We start from the raw sequence: 16,322 nt of genomic DNA, 5'->3' as shown, positions 1-16,322 counted from the left end.
TGCTGACTTGCCCGATTCCACCTCATGAGAGAGCTCTGCCACTACCGCTTGCCTGGGATCGAGACATGTCTAGCGCCATCGTACTGATCGGACTTCTGATCGTTGCCGTTCTGTTGTTTGCACTTCTGGCGAGGGCGGCGCGGGATCGCGTCTGACGGTTCCGCCTGTTGCGTCGACGGCGGTTGCCTGACGGGCGCCGCCGTGCCCGGTAAGGCAATGGTTCAGTCCCGCAGCGGGCTGAAGGTCGAGACAGGCTGTACCTGTGCGCCGACGCGGTCGAGCATGTCGTTCACCAGCGCCGTTTCCTTTCGCTTGAGCTTTTGGTGGCGCGGGTAGAGCGGGCGGCGGCGGTCGTCGAGGATGGGGGCGTCCCAGCCGGTTGTCGTGTCGAAGAAGCGCTCTACGCCGTCCTCGCCGAAGACATGCAGATAGCCCTGGACCACCACGTCGATATAGCTGAGCAGGACCGGGCTGACCGCGTCGGGGTTCTGGTGTTGGCCGTCCTCGATGGCGAAGACCACAAGGTCGGCGTCTTCGGGCAGGTGGGTGCGGACCTGGTGGCGGGCCGGCACGCGCATGTAGGCGCGCTCGCGCGCGTCGAGCGCGGCCCAGTCGGCGCCGGGCACACCGGCGACGAGGCCGTCGATCTGGGCGGTGGTGTCGGGCACGGCCGTGAGATACGCCACCTCGCGCAGGGTCGTCTTGCGCCAGGCGCGACGCCAGCCCGAAAGCTGGGCCGGGTGGGCATCCGTGTAGCCATGCGTGCCGCGATTCACCAGGCTGCCATAGCCGAAGAAGAATCCGGGTTGCACGTGGGTCTCTGCCTTTCTGTTCGCGCCTTGATGTCAACAGGTGCGGGGGCAAAGGTCAAGGCGGGCGACCAAACTGTGATCTTGGTCCGTCATTCTGCTTGCAGAGGCCCGGAGCGGTCACTACGCTCCTTGAGTATCGGAACGGGAGAACCGGCGTTGCCGGTGCCGAAGGAGCAACCGCCCCGGAAACTCTCAGGCGCAAGGACCGGCCGATGGACGACTCTGGAGAGACCGCGGGACAAGCGCCGCGGCGCCGAAGGGATAGCGATCTCAGGCGAAAGGACAGAGGGGGCATCGGACGCGACACGAGGGTGCGCGGAACGGATGCCGGTTGCCTAGCCAGATGTGCCCGGTGCGAGATGCGAAGGAGAGCCGATGAGTGATCTGCGCGAGACGCCGCTGACGGGCCTGCACAAGGCGCTGGGCGCGAAGATGACCGGGTTCGCGGGCTACGAGATGCCGCTGCAATACGGCCTGGGCGTGATGGGCGAGCACCTGCATACGCGGGACAAGGCCGGGCTGTTCGATGTCAGCCACATGGGGCAGGTCCTGATCCGCCACGAGGCGGGCTATGGCGGCGCGGCGCAGGCGATGGAGCGGCTGGTGCCGGTGAGCCTGATGGGGCTGGGCGAGAAGCGGCAGCGCTACGGTTTCTTTACCAACGATGCGGGCGGCATTCGCGACGACCTGATGCTGACCAACCGGGGCGATCACCTGTTGGTGGTGGTGAACGCGGCCTGCAAGGCGGATGACATCGCATTGATGCGCGAGGGTTTGCCGGACTGTGAGGTGGTCGAGGTGACGGACCGCGCGCTGATTGCGTTGCAGGGGCCGAAGGCGGTCGACGCGCTGGCGCCGATCGCCGCGGGCTGCGAGATCATGAAATTCCTGGATACCGGCATTTTCACCTCGGATTACGGGGAGTTGTGGGTGTCGCGCTCTGGCTACACCGGCGAGGACGGCTTTGAGATTTCGGTGCCCGAGGCGCAGGCCGAACCGCTGGCGCGGGCGCTGTTGTTGCACGAGGCGGTGGAGCCCGTGGGCCTGGGTGCAAGGGACAGTTTGCGGCTGGAGGCGGGCCTGTGCCTTTACGGACAGGATATCGACGAACACACCACGCCGGTGGAGGCGGGGTTGAGCTGGGCCATCCAGAAGACGCGCCGCCGGGGCGGCGAGCTCGAAGGCGGGTTTCCCGGGGCGGAGGTGATCCTGGACCAGCTGGAGAACGGCGTGGCGCGTTGCCGGGTGGGCCTGCGCCCCGAGGGGCGCGCACCGATGCGGGCCGGGACGCAGATTTTCGGCAGCGAGACGGGCGGCGAGGCCGTGGGGCAGGTGACCTCGGGCGCCTACGGGCCCTCTATCGAGGTGCCGATGTCGATGGGATATGTCGCCGCCAGCCATGCCTCGGCCGGGACCACGCTATATGGTGAGGTGCGCGGCAAACGCCTGCCTGTGGTGGTGGCGGAGATGCCGTTCACGCCCGCGAATTTCAAACGCTGAACATCAGGGAGACTTGCATGAAATACACCGAAGAACACGAATGGCTGGACCAGGACGGGGACATCGTCACGGTCGGCATCACCAGCCACGCCGCCGAGCAGCTGGGCGATATCGTTTTCGTGGAACTGCCCGAGGTAGGGGCGGAAGTGACCAAGGACGACGAGATCGTGGTGATCGAGAGTGTCAAGGCGGCCTCGGACATCCTGGCGCCGCTGGATGGCGAGATCGTGGAGGTCAACGAGGTGCTGGCCGACAGCCCCAGCAAGGTCAACGAGGACCCCGAAGGCGACGGCTGGTTCTTCAAGATCAAGCCGTCGGACACATCGCCGATGGACGACTACATGGATGAAGTCGCCTACAAGGATTTCATCGACTGATCCGTGCCGCCGGGCGCAAAATTTTGGGAAAATTTTTGCAAAAATCCTGGGAGGATTTTTGTGCCTCCGGCGGGGATATTTTTGGCCAGAGGAAGCAGGGGCGGCGCGCGTCGCCCCGGTGCCGTCTCTTGTCTGACATCAAGGAGCGATTGTCATGCCGTTCGAGCCCACAGACTACCTGCCGTACGATTTCGCCAACCGGCGCCATATCGGGCCGTCGCCCGAGGAGATGGCCGAGATGTATGCCGCGCTGGGGGTCGAGGACCTCGATCAGCTGATCGACGAGACCGTGCCGAAGTCGATCCGCCAGGCCGGGAAACTGGATTTCGGCAAGCCCAAGTCCGAGCGCGAGCTGATGCACGAGATGCGCATGGTGGCGGGGCAGAACAAGGTGTTGGTGAGCCTGATCGGGCAGGGCTATCACGGCACGGTCACGCCGCCCGCGATCCAGCGCAATATCCTGGAGAACCCGGCGTGGTACACCGCCTATACGCCGTATCAGCCCGAGATCAGCCAGGGGCGGCTGGAGGCGTTGTTGAACTTCCAGACGATGATCTGCGACCTGACGGGGCTGGAGGTGGCGAATGCGTCCCTGCTGGACGAGGCGACGGCCTGTGCCGAGGCGATGACCACGGCGCAGCGGGTGGCCAAATCGAAGGCCAAGGCGTTCTTCGTCGACCGCGATTGTCATCCGCAGAACATCGCCGTGGTGCGGACGCGCGCCGCGCCGCTGGGGATCGAGGTGATCGTGGGCGACCCGGAGAAGATGGAGGCGGAGAAGGTCTTTGGCGCGCTCTTGCAGTATCCCGGCACCTACGGGCATGTGCGGGATTTCACGCCGCAGATGGAGGCGCTGCATGCCGAGAATGCGGTCGGGATCGTGTCGGCGGACCCTCTGGCGCTGACGCTGTTGAAGGAGCCCGGCGCGATGGGAGCGGATATCGCCGTGGGCTCGGTCCAGCGGTTCGGCGTGCCGATGGGCTATGGCGGGCCGCACGCGGCCTACATGGCCTGCAAGGATGCGATGAAGCGGGCCATGCCGGGGCGGATCGTGGGCGTGTCGGTGGATGCCCATGGTAACCGGGCCTACCGGCTGTCGTTGCAGACTCGCGAGCAGCATATCCGGCGCGAAAAGGCCACCTCGAACGTCTGTACCGCGCAGGCGCTGTTGGCCGTCATGGCGTCGATGTATGCGGTGTTTCACGGCCCCAAGGGCCTGCAGGCCATCGCGCAGCGCATCCATCGCAAGACCGTGCGGCTGGCCAAGGGGCTGGAGGCTGCGGGGTTCAAGGTGGACCCAAAAGCCTATTTCGACACGATCACGGTGGATGTGGGCCCGTTGCAGGCCGCGGTGATGAAATCGGCCGTCGATGAGGGGATCAACCTGCGTCGGGTGGGCGACACCCGTGTCGGCATCACGCTGGACGAGGCGACGCGACCGAAGAATATCGAGGCGGTCTGGCGGGCCTTCGGGATCGAGAAGACGGACGAGGATTTCACGCCCGAGTACCGCGTGCCGGACGAGATGCACCGGCGGAGCGGCTATCTGGAGCATCCGATATTCCACATGAACCGGGCCGAGACCGAGATGATGCGTTACATGCGCCGGCTGGCGGACCGGGATCTGGCGCTGGACCGGGCGATGATCCCGCTGGGGTCGTGCACCATGAAGCTGAACGCGGCGGCCGAGATGATGCCCGTGAGCTGGCGCGAGTTCGCGCGGCTGCACCCGTTTTGCCCCAAGGACCAGGCCGAAGGCTACCGCGTGATGATCGATGACCTGAGTGCCAGGCTGTGCGAGATCACCGGCTATGACGCCATGTCGATGCAGCCCAATTCGGGCGCGCAGGGGGAATATGCGGGGCTGTTGACCATCGCGGCCTATCACGCGGCGAATGGCGAGGGGCACCGCAATGTCTGCCTGATTCCCACGAGTGCGCATGGCACCAACCCGGCCAGCGCGCAGATGGTGGGCTGGAAAGTGGTGCCGGTGAAATCCGACGCCAACGGGGATATCGATCTGGACGACTTCCGCGCCAAGGCGGAGGCCAATGCCGACAGTCTGGCGGCCTGCATGATCACCTATCCCAGCACGCATGGCGTGTTCGAGGAGACAGTGCTGGAGGTGTGCAAGATCACCCACGCGCATGGGGGCCAGGTCTATATCGACGGGGCGAATCTGAATGCGATGGTCGGGCTGTCGAGACCCGGGGACCTGGGCGGGGACGTCAGCCACCTGAACCTGCACAAGACCTTCTGCATTCCGCATGGCGGGGGCGGGCCGGGCATGGGGCCGATTGGCGTGAAGGCGCATCTGGCGCCGCACCTTCCGGGAGACCCCAGAGGCGAGAGCGACGGGCCGGGGCCGGTGTCGGCGGCGCCCTTTGGCTCGGCCTCGATCCTGCCGATCAGCTGGGCCTATACTTTGCTGATGGGCGGCGAGGGGCTGACGCAGGCGACCCGGGTGGCGATTTTGAACGCCAATTATGTCGCCAAGCGGCTGGAGGGGGCGTATGACGTGCTCTATCGCGGGCGCAACGACCGGGTGGCGCATGAGTGCATCCTGGACACCCGGCCCTTTGCCGAGAGTGCGGGCGTGACGGTGGACGACATCGCCAAGCGGCTGATGGATTGCGGGTTTCACGCGCCGACCATGAGCTGGCCAGTGGCGGGCACGCTGATGATCGAGCCGACGGAGAGCGAGACCAAGGCGGAGCTGGACCGGTTCTGTGACGCGATGCTGGCGATCCGCGAGGAAATCCGCGCCATCGAGGATGGCGACATGGACCGCGAGAACAACCCGCTGAAACACGCGCCGCACACGATGGAGGACCTCGTGCGCGAGTGGGACCGGCCCTATAGCCGCGAACAGGCCTGTTTCCCGCCGGGCGCGTTCCGGGTGGACAAGTACTGGCCGCCGGTCAACCGGGTGGACAATGCCTATGGCGACCGCAACCTGATATGTACCTGTCCGCCGATGGAGGCCTATGCCGAGGCGGCGGAGTGAGCACGTAAATCGGGCGGCCTCCCGAGGGAGACCGCCCTTACTTGGTACTGAAATCACTCGCTAAAATGATCGGGCCTTGCCCGGGACAGGGGCAGTGCCCTCGTTCGGTCGGGCGGGAGTGACCCTTGGAACGAATACCTGTCGGTCGCGGCCACCGGTCAGTCGGTTCAAACTGATCTCGGAAAATTCGACACAGTTGCAGCACGCCGGCCGTTTCGGGGCGGCGTCTTGCCTGTTCCGAAGGCTTGTCGATACGAGCGATATGCAGTGTGGAGATAACGTCGGGCGCGGGGCCGGGTTCCGGTAAAATGGCCCGATTGTGACGTTTCAATTCATGGGTGAAAAGAGCGTCGGTTAGTCGCCTTTTCCTGCCATCGGCGGCTCGGCTGCCGGGTCAAGCCGCGGGTTGAGCACCGCGTGCAGCTTCTGCCAGCTGGACTCGTCGGGGGCGGCAAGCAGGTAGCCGGTGTCGATGCCGGCGTTGTAGTCGCGCCCGTCGATCATGCGCACCACGCCGCCCGCGCGCTGGACGATCAGGACGCCCGCCGCATGGTCCCACGGGTTGAGCGTGGACGAGAGCAGGAAATCGGCGTGGCCCTGCGCCAGCATCCGGTATTCGTGGCACGAGCAGCGCAGCGAGCCGGTGCGGCCGAAGCGCGGCATGAGCGGGGCCAGCTGCGCCTGCACGGCGCGGTCCATGAGGTAGTAGTGCATGTAGCCCGAGAGCGCGTCCACCTCGCCGCCTTGCGAGACCGAGACGGGGCGGGCGCGGCCGGTGGCACGGGTCATTTCGGCCGGGCCGTCCTCTTCGGCGGCGATGAAATCGTCCATGACCGGATCGTAGAGCAGGCCATAGACGGGCTTGCCGAAACGGGTGACCGAGACGATGACGCCGAACATGGCCAGGCCGTTGACGAAGTTCCAAGTGCCGTCGACCGGATCGAGGATGAAGGCCAGTTCGGCCTCGGCCAGTTTTCCGCGCAGCGACGGGTCGGTGCTGGCGGCCTCCTCGCCCACGATCAGGGCGTGGGGGAACATCCGTTGCAGGCCGCGCGACAGCATCGCCTCGGCGGCGTGATCGGCCTCGGTCACCAGGTCCTCGGGGCCGGATTTGGTGGTGACCTGGGCACTGGCGAGGTTGCGGAAGCGGGGCATGATCTCGGCCTTCGCCGCGCGGCGGACGAGGTTGATGAGCGCGGCCTTCTGGGCGTTCGTCAGCGGCGAGGAGACGGGAATGGGCAGGGTTTCCGGCTGTGTTGCGGACATGGGCGCGCTCCTTCGACTCGGGGGGATTTCGGATTGGTCGTGACCTGCCATCCCGGGCGCCGGATCGCAACCGGGTCAGGGGCGGCGCGGGCGGTTATTCGCGGCTGCGCAAGACCTGTGCCGGGCGGGCGGAGATGGGGCCCAAGGCGAAGGCGAGACCCGCCAGCAGGCTTATGAGCGCGCCACCCGCGACGATGCCGAGCGCGGGGTGCCATGCGACGGCGAAGGAGGTTTCCATGACGTAATGGCTGACCGCCCAGGCCCCGGCGATGCCCGCGCCGAGGGCGACGCTGCCCGCCGCCGCGCCCAGGAGCGCGGCGCGCAAGGAGAGGCCCCAGAGGATGCGCGCGCGGCTGGCGCCGAGGACCTTGAGGATCGCCGCCTCGTAGCTGCGGGCGCGGGCGTCGGCGGCGGCGGCGCCGATCAGGACCATGAAGCCGGTCAGAAGCGTGGCGGCGGCCCCCCAGGCGGTGGCCGAGGCGAGGCTGCCCAGAAGGTCGCTGACCCGCGAGACGGCGTCGCGCACCGAGATGGCGGTGATGTTGGGGAACTGCCGCGAAAGGTCGCGGAGGATCGCGGTTTCCGAGTCCACATCCGAGTAGACCGTGGCAATGTAGCTGTGGGGCGCGTTGACCAGTGCGGCCTCGTTCAGGATCATGATGAAGCCCATGCCAGCGGTGGAAAAATCGACCTCGCGGAAGGAGGTGATTTCCGCCGTCAGGTCGCGGCCGAGGATGTTGAGGGTGATTTCGTCGCCAAGTTTCAGGCCCATCTCTTCGGCCTCCTCGGCGGCGAAGCTGACCTGGGGCGGGCCGTCGTAATCCTCGCCCCACCAGTCGCCGGCGGTGAGGGTGCTGCGCTCGGGCAGGGCGGCGGCATAGCTGACGCCGCGGTCGCCTTGGAGGACCCAGTGCTGGCCTGCGACCTCGGCGGCGGGCTGGCCGTTGATCTCGGAAATGATGCCGCGCAGCATGGGGGCGGCGTCGACGCGGGAGACGCCCTCGTCGCTGTCGAGCCGGGCCGAGAAGTCGGGCATCTGGTCGCGCTGGATGTCGACGAAGAAGAAGCTGGGCGCGCGGGTGGGCAGGTCGCGGGTGATGGCGTCGCGCAGGTTGCGGTCGACCTGGCCCACGGCGGCGAGCACGCTGAGGCCGAGGCCCAGCGACAGGACCACGGCGCTGGCGGTGCTGCGCGGCCCACCGATGGCGCCGAGCGCCCAGCCGAGCGCGGTGCGGCCCCGGGCGAGTGGACGCATTTTTCGCGCGGCGGCGCGCAGGGCAAGACCGGCGAGGGCCAGCACCACCAGAGCGGCGGCGATGGAGCCTGCGGTCCAGTAGGTGAGGGTTGAATTGCCCGAGAACCATGCGGCTACCCAGACGAGTGCTGCCACGAGCGCGGCGGTGGTCAGGATGAAAACCGCGCCGGGGATGGTGCCGGAGGTGTCGGCGTCGCGGTAGAGTGCTGCGGGACGGATATCGCGCGCCTGCGCCAGCGGCCAGAGCGTGAAGATGAGGATGCTGAGGGCACTGTAGATCGCGGCCTCGGCCATCGGCCCCGTATAGGGGGCGAAGACGGCGGGCACGGGCAGTTGTGCGGTGATGATGGGCGACAGCAGCACAGGCAGGCCGACACCGAGGGCGAGGCCCAGGGTGATGCCAAGGACGCCCAGCACGGCGACCTGCATCAGGTAGGTGAGGAAGATCGTGCGTTGATCGGCGCCGAGGCTGCGCAGGATGGCGATGGTCTGGGTTTTCCCCGAGAGATAGGCGCGCAGGGCGGCGGAGATGCCGACGCCGCCGACCGCGAGGCCGGAGAGCCCCACGAGGATCAGGAACGCGCCGAGACGCTCGACGAATTCGGCCACGCCCGGCGCGCCGTTGCGGGCGTCGGACCAGCGCATTCCGCTGCCTTCGAGGGCTTGCTCGGCCTCTGCCCGCGTGGCGTCGAGGTCAGTGCCAGGGGGCAGGTCGAGGCGGTAATGCGAGGAAAAGAGCGTGCCGGGTTCCAATAGGCCCGCGTCTTCCAGCGCGCTGCGCAGGACGATGGTGCGGGGGCCGAGGCCGAAGCCGCCGGTGCGGCTGTCGGGTTCACGCTCGATGAGGGCGCGCAGGGTGAAGGATTTGGACCCCAGCGTGACGGTGTCACCCGGCGTGGCGCCAAGGCGGTCGGCCAGGGTGGGGTGCATGACGAGGCCGTCATCGGCCAGCGCCTCGTCGAGGGGGATGTCGGGCGAGAGTTCCACTGTGCCGACAAGGGGATATGCGGTGTCGACGGCTTTCACTTGCGTCAGGCTGCGTTCCTCGCCGAAGACGGCCATGGAGCGGAAATCGGCGATTTCGGAGACCTGCGTGGCGGTGTCCTGCATCCACGCAAGCTCTTGCGCGTTGGCGAAGCGATAGGTCAGCTCGATTTCGGCGTCGCCGCCGAGGAGCGTGGCGCCTTCCTGCGCCAGGCCTTCGGCGATGCTTTCACGCACGGTGCCAACGGCGGCGATGGCCGCGACGCCCAGGATCACGCAGGCGAGGAAGATGCGGAACCCGTGCAGGCCGCCGCGCAGTTCGCGACCCGCGAGGCGTGCGGCGAGGCGGAGTTTCATGCGGTGCGGGCCTTGGGGGGCTGACGCTCGGTGAGGTGGCCGTCGCTGAGCTCGGCCACGCGGGCGCAGCGGTCGGCGAGGCCGGGGTCGTGGGTGACGAGGACCAGCGTGGCGCCGTGGCGTTCCTGCAGCCCGAAGAGCAGGTCGATGATGGCGGTGCCGGTGGTGCTGTCGAGGTTGCCGGTGGGTTCGTCCGCCAGCAGGATATCGGGGCGCGGGGCGGCGGCGCGGGCGAGTGCGACGCGCTGTTGCTCGCCGCCCGAAAGCTGCGAGGGATAGTGGTTCAGACGCTTGCCGAGGCCCAATGCGGTCAGTTCCTCCTCGGCGCGGGCGAAGGCGTCGGGCGCGCCGGCAAGCTCCAGCGGGGTGGCAACGTTTTCCAGCGCGGTCATGGTGGGAATGAGGTGGAAGGACTGGAACACCACACCGATATGGTCGCGGCGCAGGCGGGCGAGGGCATCCTCGGACATGGTGGTGAGGTCGTGCCCCAGGGCCGTGACCGTGCCGCCGGTGGCGCGTTCCAGCCCGCCCATCAGCATCAGCAGCGAGGATTTGCCGGAGCCCGACGGCCCCACCAGCCCCAGCGTGTCGCCGCGGTGGACATCGAGGCTGATCGCCTCAAGTATCTCGACGGGGCCGGCATTGCCTTGCAGCGATAATGCCGCCTCGCGCAGCGATAACACGGGGTCTGTCATGGGGTTTTGCCTGTCTCTTTTTGGTCGTTTCACATATGGGGTCCGTGCCTTGGCGGGCAAGGTCGCGGCGCTTGTTTTCCTTGGTTTACCGGCATTTGGTGAAGAGCCGGTGACGATCCTGGCGCTGGGCGACAGCCTGACGCAGGGGTATGGGCTGGCGCAGGCGGACGGGTTCGTGCCGCAGCTTCAGGACTGGTTGCAGGAGAACGATGTGGCCGCAGAGGTGATCAACGCGGGCGTGTCGGGGGACACCACGGCGGGCGGCGCGTCACGAGTGGAGTGGAGCCTGACGCCCGAGGTCGACGCGATGATCGTGGCGCTGGGCGGTAACGACATGCTGCGCGGGCTGGACCCGGGGCAGGCACGGGCAAACCTGAGGACGATCCTGGAGGTGGCCCAGGGGCGGGACCTGCCCGTGCTGCTGGTGGGGATGCAGGCGCCGACGAATTTCGGGCCGGATTACAAGGCGGCGTTCGACGCGATGTATCCAGAGTTGTCGCAAGAGTTCGGCGCGCTTTATTTCGAGAGCTTCTTCAAGGGGTTGGGAGAGGGCGATCCGTCCGAGTTGCAGGGGTATTTCCAGTCGGACGGGATCCATCCCAATGCCGAGGGGGTCGACCGGATCGTGGAGGCGATGGGGCCTGCAGTGGCGGACTTGGCCGAGCGGGTGGAGTGAGGGCGCGGGGCTTTCCTGCTTGGCCGGATCTCCGTCCGAACCCGAGGAAGAGGTCCCGGGTCAAGCCCGGGACGGGAGGTTTGGCGGCTGGCGCAGGCGGCCCGTCGATTGCGCGGCGGCGCGGCAAGCCGCGCCTTGGTGCCGCGCAGGTTCTCAGAGAACCGTGACCACCGTGCCCAGCGGCACGCGCTCGTAAAGGTCGATCACATGCTCGTTGATCATGCGGATGCATCCGTTGGACACCGACCGACCGATTGAGCGCGGCGCGGTGGTGCCGTGGATACGGAAATACGTGTCACGGCCGTTCTGGAACAGGTACAGCGCGCGCGCCCCCAAGGGGTTGCCCTTGCCGCCCGGCTGAACGTAGTCGTTGCCCTTGAACTTGGCGTAGGTCTTGGGCTCGCGCTCGATCATCTCTTGCGTCGGGCGCCAGGTGGGCCACTTTTTCTTGACGTCGATGGTGGCGCGGCCAGTGAATTCCAGCCCGGCCTTGCCGACGCCCACGCCGTAACGGCGGGCGCGACCCTGCTCGGTGATCAGGTAGAGGAAGTGCGCCTTGGGCAGGATCAGCATCTGGCCGGGCGCATAGCTGGCCGAGATGTTCACATCCTGCGGCATGTATTTCGGATCGATCTGGAACGATTGCGCGGCGGCGGGCAGGGCGGGCGCAGTGGCGGCCGCGGCGGCGGTGGCCACGAATTGGCGGCGATTCATCATGTTTTCTTCCCCTCGGAACGGCGGCAGGTGAATATGGCGATATTCCGCCACATGAGCATTTAGAAATCAAAAACAAGTGAATATCAGAAGGGCAAGTGATTCTGTGCTCGTCAAGTCTCAGTTTCCCGAAGCTGCGGCAGAGAGGTAACGAAATGCCGCGCGAGGCAGGCGCAGGGCGGTGCGGCGCAGAAGGGCGGGATACTCCATGTCGCCCGAGAGCAGATGCATGTAATCGCGCTTGAGCGTCGTGGAGCCGGCGAAGGTGCGGGCGAAGAACGGTTGCAGGGGCTTTGAGAAAATCAGCGGGCGCAGCATCCGGGCCTGCGCGATGGCGCGGCGGATCGGCTTTGTTGCCGTTGTGTAAAGGGGCAGGGCGCGGCCGGTATCCCCCTGATCCAGCGCAATTTTCGCAGCACGGGCGGCCAGCGCGCCGGAGTGGATGGCGTGGCCGATCCCCTCGCCGGTGATCGGATCGACAAGGCCCGCGGCGTCGCCCACGAGCAGGACATTGCCCTTGCCGGGGATGGGCTTTGGCGCGCCGAAGGGCAGGAAGTGGCCTTTGACTTTGGCGGTCTGGCCGGTGCCGAGCTTGGCGAGATAGGCGGCGAGGTGGGCCTTCATCTGCGGGTTGCGGGCGTGCAGGCCGCCCAGGCCGATGGTGGTGCTTTGTTTCTTGGGGAACGACCAGCCATAGCCCCAGTTGGCGGCGGCAAAGTCGATGCGGATGGGGGTGGCCTCGGTCGGGGCTTGCGAGGGGCCTTCGATTTCCAGCGCGAAACCGATGGTGTTCTGGGAAAAAGGCTGTCCGAACAGGGCCTTGGCGGTGGGGCTTTGCACGCCGTCGGCGGCGATGAGCAGGCGGTAGCCGAGGGTTTCGCCACTGGCCAGCGTGAGGCGGCGCGCCTTGATATCATGCGTCTCGACGCGCTGGCCGGTATAGTCGGCGGCCTCGGCGGCAAGGGCCTCTTGCAGCAGGCGGTGATCGAAATCCCACCGCATGGTCAGGTGCAGGGGTGGGACGTCTTCGAGCGTTCCAAGTGATTGATCGTGCAGGTGGAATTCGAAGTTGCGGCGGGTCTCGAAGAGGTCGGGGGTGATCCCGATCCCGAAGATCTCGGCCAGGTGCGCGGCGCAGCGGCCGGTGACCAGCCCGCCGCAGAGCTTGGGGCGCGGAAACTCCGCCTTGTCCACCAGCGCGGCGGTGAGGCCGAGGCGGCGCGCCTGCATGGCGGCGGCTGTACCGGCGGGGCCGGCGCCGAGGATGACAAGGTCGAAATCGGGCATCGTGAGAGGTCAGATAGAGCATCCCGAGGGGGGCGAAAAGACGTGTCGGTATCGCGTCGGTATCCGGGTGGTAATGCGACGGTGCGGTGGGGTTAAGTGTTGGTAAGGGGTTTGGTCGAGGATGCGGGCTCGCCACAGAGGAGCCCGACATGCCCACCAAGACCGAACGCGCCGCCCGTGCCAGCCTGATGCAGAGCCTGATCTATCTGCAACAGGAAAGCTGGATCCCCGACACCATCGCCGAGGAGATCCCGGAGGCGTGGCACACGCTGGAGATGGACGTGCCGGTGGAGGAGCCGAAGGAGAAGGTGACGCTCTACCTGGACCGGTCGGTGGCGCGGTTCTACCGGGCGATGGGGAAGGGGTACCAGGGGCGGATCAACCGGCTGCTGGCGACGTATATGCAGATGCATCTGGCGAAGGAGGTGAGGTTGGAGGAGGTTTTGCGGGAGAGGGTTGGGATGGGGGGGTAGCGAGAACTAAGTTTGGCGTCGCAACGTTGTTCGGCTAACTTGACGCTGCGGCAACTTTTTCTGCTGGTATCTCGAAGCCAGCTTTCTGAAGTCTGCCAACAAGTTTGGGAATCGTTTCCTTCACGTGTTCATTGAAACCGAGATATATGATGCCGGCGACGTCAGAAGGAGTTTCGACAAATCCTTTTTGGAGAATCACAACTCTATCGCGCGTCAAAGAAGCTAGTAGCATGCCCATTTCCAAAACTACGTTTTGCCGAGCCCGGGGCTTAGTCTCCTCCTCTCCCTGAGACTTCGCGTATCCCATATCGTCTGGGGTCATCAGAACGATCCCGAAAGAACTTTCCGCATTCTTGCCAATCATCTTTTCAAGACTTTCGATGATGGTAAGGCCGCCTCCATCCGAATTTTGTAGAACAAATGGGTCGAGACCCAGCTTGTGAAGTACCAGTTCAAGTTGTTCGCGAGCAGCAGAGTCGTGCCCGTGAACAACGAAGACAGTGGATTTTTCTTGGTCGGGTACTTCGACGGCGCCTTCTCCGTCTTCAATGGCTTGGGCCGTTAGTTTTTCTACCTTGGCCTTCTCGGCTGGCGGACCATCGAACCAAAGTGTTCCCTTATTTGCAGACCAATTCACACCACCCTTAGTTTTGGTGACCAGGCGAAAGCAGTTGTTTGGTTTTGTTTGCCAATCACCGGTCAGTCCGACGGCTTCAAAACGCGCTACCAGTTCATCGTGATCACCGTGAAACTTCATTAGTACCTCGTATTACTATTAGCTGATCTGTGCGTGCGGTTTTCGCTCATCCGCGAAGTTACGCTGTTGTCGCGCGGAATCAAGGCGCGAAGCGCCGCCGCGCGATCGCCAGACCGCCCCCCGGGCTGGCGATTGGGGGACGTGGGCGCTTCGATTGCAGGTTTTGCGGAATTGGCGGGGATAAAGGGCGCTGAATGCTTGTCGGGTCGCCTGCCCGCGGTCTGGCGAGCGCGCGGCTTTATTTGCGAGAACGCGTGGGTTTTCACCCACCCTACGTCATCCTCGGGCTTGATCCGAGAATCTTGGGGTCCGGAGGTCCCGGGTCAAGCCCGGGACGGGGGATCAGGTCAGTTCCCGGCAGATTGACGGGGTGCGCACGCATTTCCTGCGGAAACGCTTTCGCGCACTGGTGACATCTGGCTGCAAGCCAGATGTCACCTCGCAAATTTCTTGTGCTTGATCCGCTTGGGTTCCAGCGCATCCGGGCCGAGGCGGCGCTTCTTATCTTCCTCGTAATCCTCGAAGTTGCCTTCGAACCATTCCACGTGGGCCTCGCCTTCGAAGGCCAGGATATGCGTGCAGATGCGGTCGAGGAAGAAGCGGTCGTGGGAAATGACTACGGCGCAGCCGGCGAAGTCCACCAGCGCGTCTTCCAGGGCGCGCAAGGTTTCGACGTCGAGGTCGTTGGTGGGCTCGTCGAGCAGGAGGACGTTGCCGCCTTCCTTGAGAAGCCTTGCCATGTGGACGCGGTTGCGTTCGCCGCCTGACAGGAGCGAGACCTTTTTCTGCTGGTCGCCGCCCTTGAAGTTGAAGGACGAGCAGTAGGCGCGGGAGTTCACTTGCGCGTCGCCCAGTTGGATGATCTCGGCGCCGCCGGTGATGGCCTCCCACACGGTCTCGTTGTCCTTGAGGTCGTCGCGGGACTGGTCGACATAAGACAATTCGACCGTGTCGCCATAGGACAGCTCGCCCTTGTCGGGCTGCTCCTGCCCGGTGAACATCTTGAAGAGCGTGGATTTACCGGCGCCGTTGGGGCCGATCACGCCGACGATGCCGCCGGGGGGCAGCGAGAAGGTCAGATCCTCGATCAGGAGCTTGTCGCCCATGGCCTTTTGCAGGCCCTCGACCTCGATTACTTTGCCGCCGAGGCGGGGGCCGTTGGGGATGACGATCTGGGCGCGGCCCACCTTTTCACGCTCGGACTGGTTGGCCAGCTCGTTGTAGCGTTCGATCCGGGCTTTCTGTTTCGATTGGCGGGCCTTCTGGCCCTGCCGCATCCATTCGAGTTCGCGTTCGAGGGTCTTCTGCTTGGACTTGTCCTCGCGCTTTTCCTGCTCCAGCCGCTTGGCCTTCTGTTCCAGCCACGCGGAATAGTTCCCCTCGTAGGGGATGCCGCGGCCGCGGTCCAGTTCGAGGATCCAGCCGGTGATGTCGTCGAGGAAATAACGGTCGTGGGTGACGATCAGGATGGTGCCCTTGTAGTCGATCAGGTGCTGTTGCAGCCAGGCGATGGTTTCGGCATCCAGGTGGTTGGTGGGCTCGTCCAGCAGCAGCATGTCGGGCGCTTCGAGCAGCAGCTTGCAGAGCGCGACGCGGCGCTTTTCACCGCCCGAGAGCGTGGTGACGTCGGCGTCGTCAGGCGGGCAGCGCAGCGCCTCCATCGAGACGTCGACCTGGCTGTCGAGATCCCAGAGGTTGTTGCTGTCGATCTCGTCCTGAAGGGCGGCCATCTCGTCGGCGGTCTCGTCCGAGTAGTTCATGGCCAGTTCGTTGAAGCGTTCCAGCTTGGCCTTGTGAGCGGCGACGCCGAGCATGACGTTTTCGCGCACGGTGAGGCTTTCGTCGAGCTGGGGTTCCTGCGGGAGGTAGCCGACCTTGGCGCCTTCGGCCGACCATGCCTCGCCGGTGTAATCGGTGTCGAGGCCGGCCATGATCTTCATCAGGGTGGATTTACCGGCGCCGTTCACGCCGACGACGCCGATCTTCACGCCGGGCAGGAAGCTGAGATGGATGTTCTCGAAGCATTTCTTGCCGCCGGGGTAGGTCTTGGAGACGCCCTGCATGTGGTAGACGTATTGGTAGGCTGCCATGGTCCGTGCTCTTTTCGAAAAGGGGTGCGTTGCGGCCCATGTAACCGCGCCGGGCGGCGAATTCAAACGCTG

Annotated in this window: 13 protein-coding genes and 1 riboswitch; of the genes, 5 read left to right on the top strand and 8 right to left on the bottom strand. The window is 65.5% G+C overall.

Features of this window, described 5'->3' with window-relative positions:
- Window positions 1–221 precede the first annotated feature (221 nt).
- Window positions 222–812, bottom strand: a complete 591-nt coding sequence (locus ACQY4V_RS12545; RefSeq protein WP_428512169.1) for a gamma-glutamylcyclotransferase family protein — start codon at window positions 810–812, stop codon at window positions 222–224.
- 132 nt (window positions 813–944) lie between these two features.
- Window positions 945–1,029, top strand: a riboswitch (glycine riboswitch).
- 158 nt (window positions 1,030–1,187) lie between these two features.
- Between ACQY4V_RS12545 and gcvT the strand changes: the two genes are divergently transcribed.
- From gcvT to gcvP, 3 genes are all read left to right on the top strand, one after another.
- Entirely contained in the window at window positions 1,188–2,312 is a 1,125-nt protein-coding gene (gene gcvT, locus ACQY4V_RS12540) for a glycine cleavage system aminomethyltransferase GcvT (RefSeq protein WP_428512167.1), read from the top strand.
- A gap of 17 nt (window positions 2,313–2,329) precedes the next feature.
- Entirely contained in the window at window positions 2,330–2,689 is a 360-nt protein-coding gene (gene gcvH, locus ACQY4V_RS12535; protein ID WP_428512165.1) for a glycine cleavage system protein GcvH, read from the top strand.
- A gap of 154 nt (window positions 2,690–2,843) precedes the next feature.
- Window positions 2,844–5,696 (top strand): aminomethyl-transferring glycine dehydrogenase, encoded by a 2,853-nt coding sequence (gene gcvP, locus ACQY4V_RS12530; protein WP_428512163.1) that lies wholly within the window; start codon window positions 2,844–2,846, stop codon window positions 5,694–5,696.
- 354 nt (window positions 5,697–6,050) lie between these two features.
- On the opposite strand, the gene ACQY4V_RS12525 is transcribed toward gcvP, so the two are convergent.
- The 3 genes from ACQY4V_RS12525 to ACQY4V_RS12515 form a co-directional block, all read right to left on the bottom strand.
- Window positions 6,051–6,962 carry an inositol monophosphatase family protein gene (locus ACQY4V_RS12525; protein ID WP_428512161.1) on the bottom strand — a complete coding sequence of 304 codons (912 nt, stop codon included), beginning with the start codon at window positions 6,960–6,962 and terminating at the stop codon, window positions 6,051–6,053.
- 94 nt (window positions 6,963–7,056) lie between these two features.
- On the bottom strand, window positions 7,057–9,558 hold the full coding sequence (locus tag ACQY4V_RS12520) for an ABC transporter permease (protein WP_428512159.1): 2,502 nt from the start codon (window positions 9,556–9,558) through the stop codon (window positions 7,057–7,059).
- Complete coding sequence (locus tag ACQY4V_RS12515; protein ID WP_222452692.1) at window positions 9,555–10,253, bottom strand: ABC transporter ATP-binding protein; 699 nt, start codon at window positions 10,251–10,253, stop codon at window positions 9,555–9,557. Before ACQY4V_RS12515 ends, ACQY4V_RS12520 begins: the two co-directional genes overlap by 4 nt.
- Here ACQY4V_RS12515 and ACQY4V_RS12510 point away from each other — a divergent pair.
- Window positions 10,252–10,929 (top strand): arylesterase, encoded by a 678-nt coding sequence (locus tag ACQY4V_RS12510; protein WP_428512157.1) that lies wholly within the window; start codon window positions 10,252–10,254, stop codon window positions 10,927–10,929. The genes ACQY4V_RS12515 and ACQY4V_RS12510 overlap by 2 nt on opposite strands.
- Window positions 10,930–11,082: 153 nt before the next feature.
- Here the strand turns inward: ACQY4V_RS12510 and ACQY4V_RS12505 are convergent, their stop codons facing one another.
- On the bottom strand, window positions 11,083–11,646 hold the full coding sequence (locus ACQY4V_RS12505) for a L,D-transpeptidase (protein WP_428512155.1): 564 nt from the start codon (window positions 11,644–11,646) through the stop codon (window positions 11,083–11,085).
- A gap of 117 nt (window positions 11,647–11,763) precedes the next feature.
- Window positions 11,764–12,930, bottom strand: coding sequence for a geranylgeranyl reductase family protein (locus ACQY4V_RS12500; protein ID WP_428512153.1), 1,167 nt, complete (start codon window positions 12,928–12,930; stop codon window positions 11,764–11,766).
- Window positions 12,931–13,079: 149 nt separating this feature from the next.
- Here ACQY4V_RS12500 and ACQY4V_RS12495 point away from each other — a divergent pair, with 149 nt between their 5' ends.
- Complete coding sequence (locus ACQY4V_RS12495; RefSeq protein ID WP_428512151.1) at window positions 13,080–13,403, top strand: BrnA antitoxin family protein; 324 nt, start codon at window positions 13,080–13,082, stop codon at window positions 13,401–13,403.
- A 34-nt stretch (window positions 13,404–13,437) separates the two neighbouring features.
- Here ACQY4V_RS12495 and ACQY4V_RS12490 read toward each other — a convergent pair whose 3' ends face one another.
- Together ACQY4V_RS12490 and ettA are read right to left on the bottom strand one after the other, a co-directional pair.
- The gene (locus ACQY4V_RS12490; protein ID WP_428512149.1) at window positions 13,438–14,160 is read right to left on the bottom strand and encodes a TIR domain-containing protein; all 723 of its coding nucleotides are present in this window, start codon (window positions 14,158–14,160) and stop codon (window positions 13,438–13,440) included.
- Between the two features lie 434 nt (window positions 14,161–14,594).
- Window positions 14,595–16,250 carry an energy-dependent translational throttle protein EttA gene (gene ettA, locus ACQY4V_RS12485; protein ID WP_428512147.1) on the bottom strand — a complete coding sequence of 552 codons (1,656 nt, stop codon included), beginning with the start codon at window positions 16,248–16,250 and terminating at the stop codon, window positions 14,595–14,597.
- Window positions 16,251–16,322: the final 72 nt, after the last annotated feature.

The sequence above is a fragment of the Roseovarius sp. genome (genome assembly GCF_965277045.1).
Lineage (GTDB): Bacteria > Pseudomonadota > Alphaproteobacteria > Rhodobacterales > Rhodobacteraceae > Roseovarius.
Note: the sequence above shows the minus strand (reverse complement) of the source record. Positions and strands in the feature narration are given on the sequence as shown.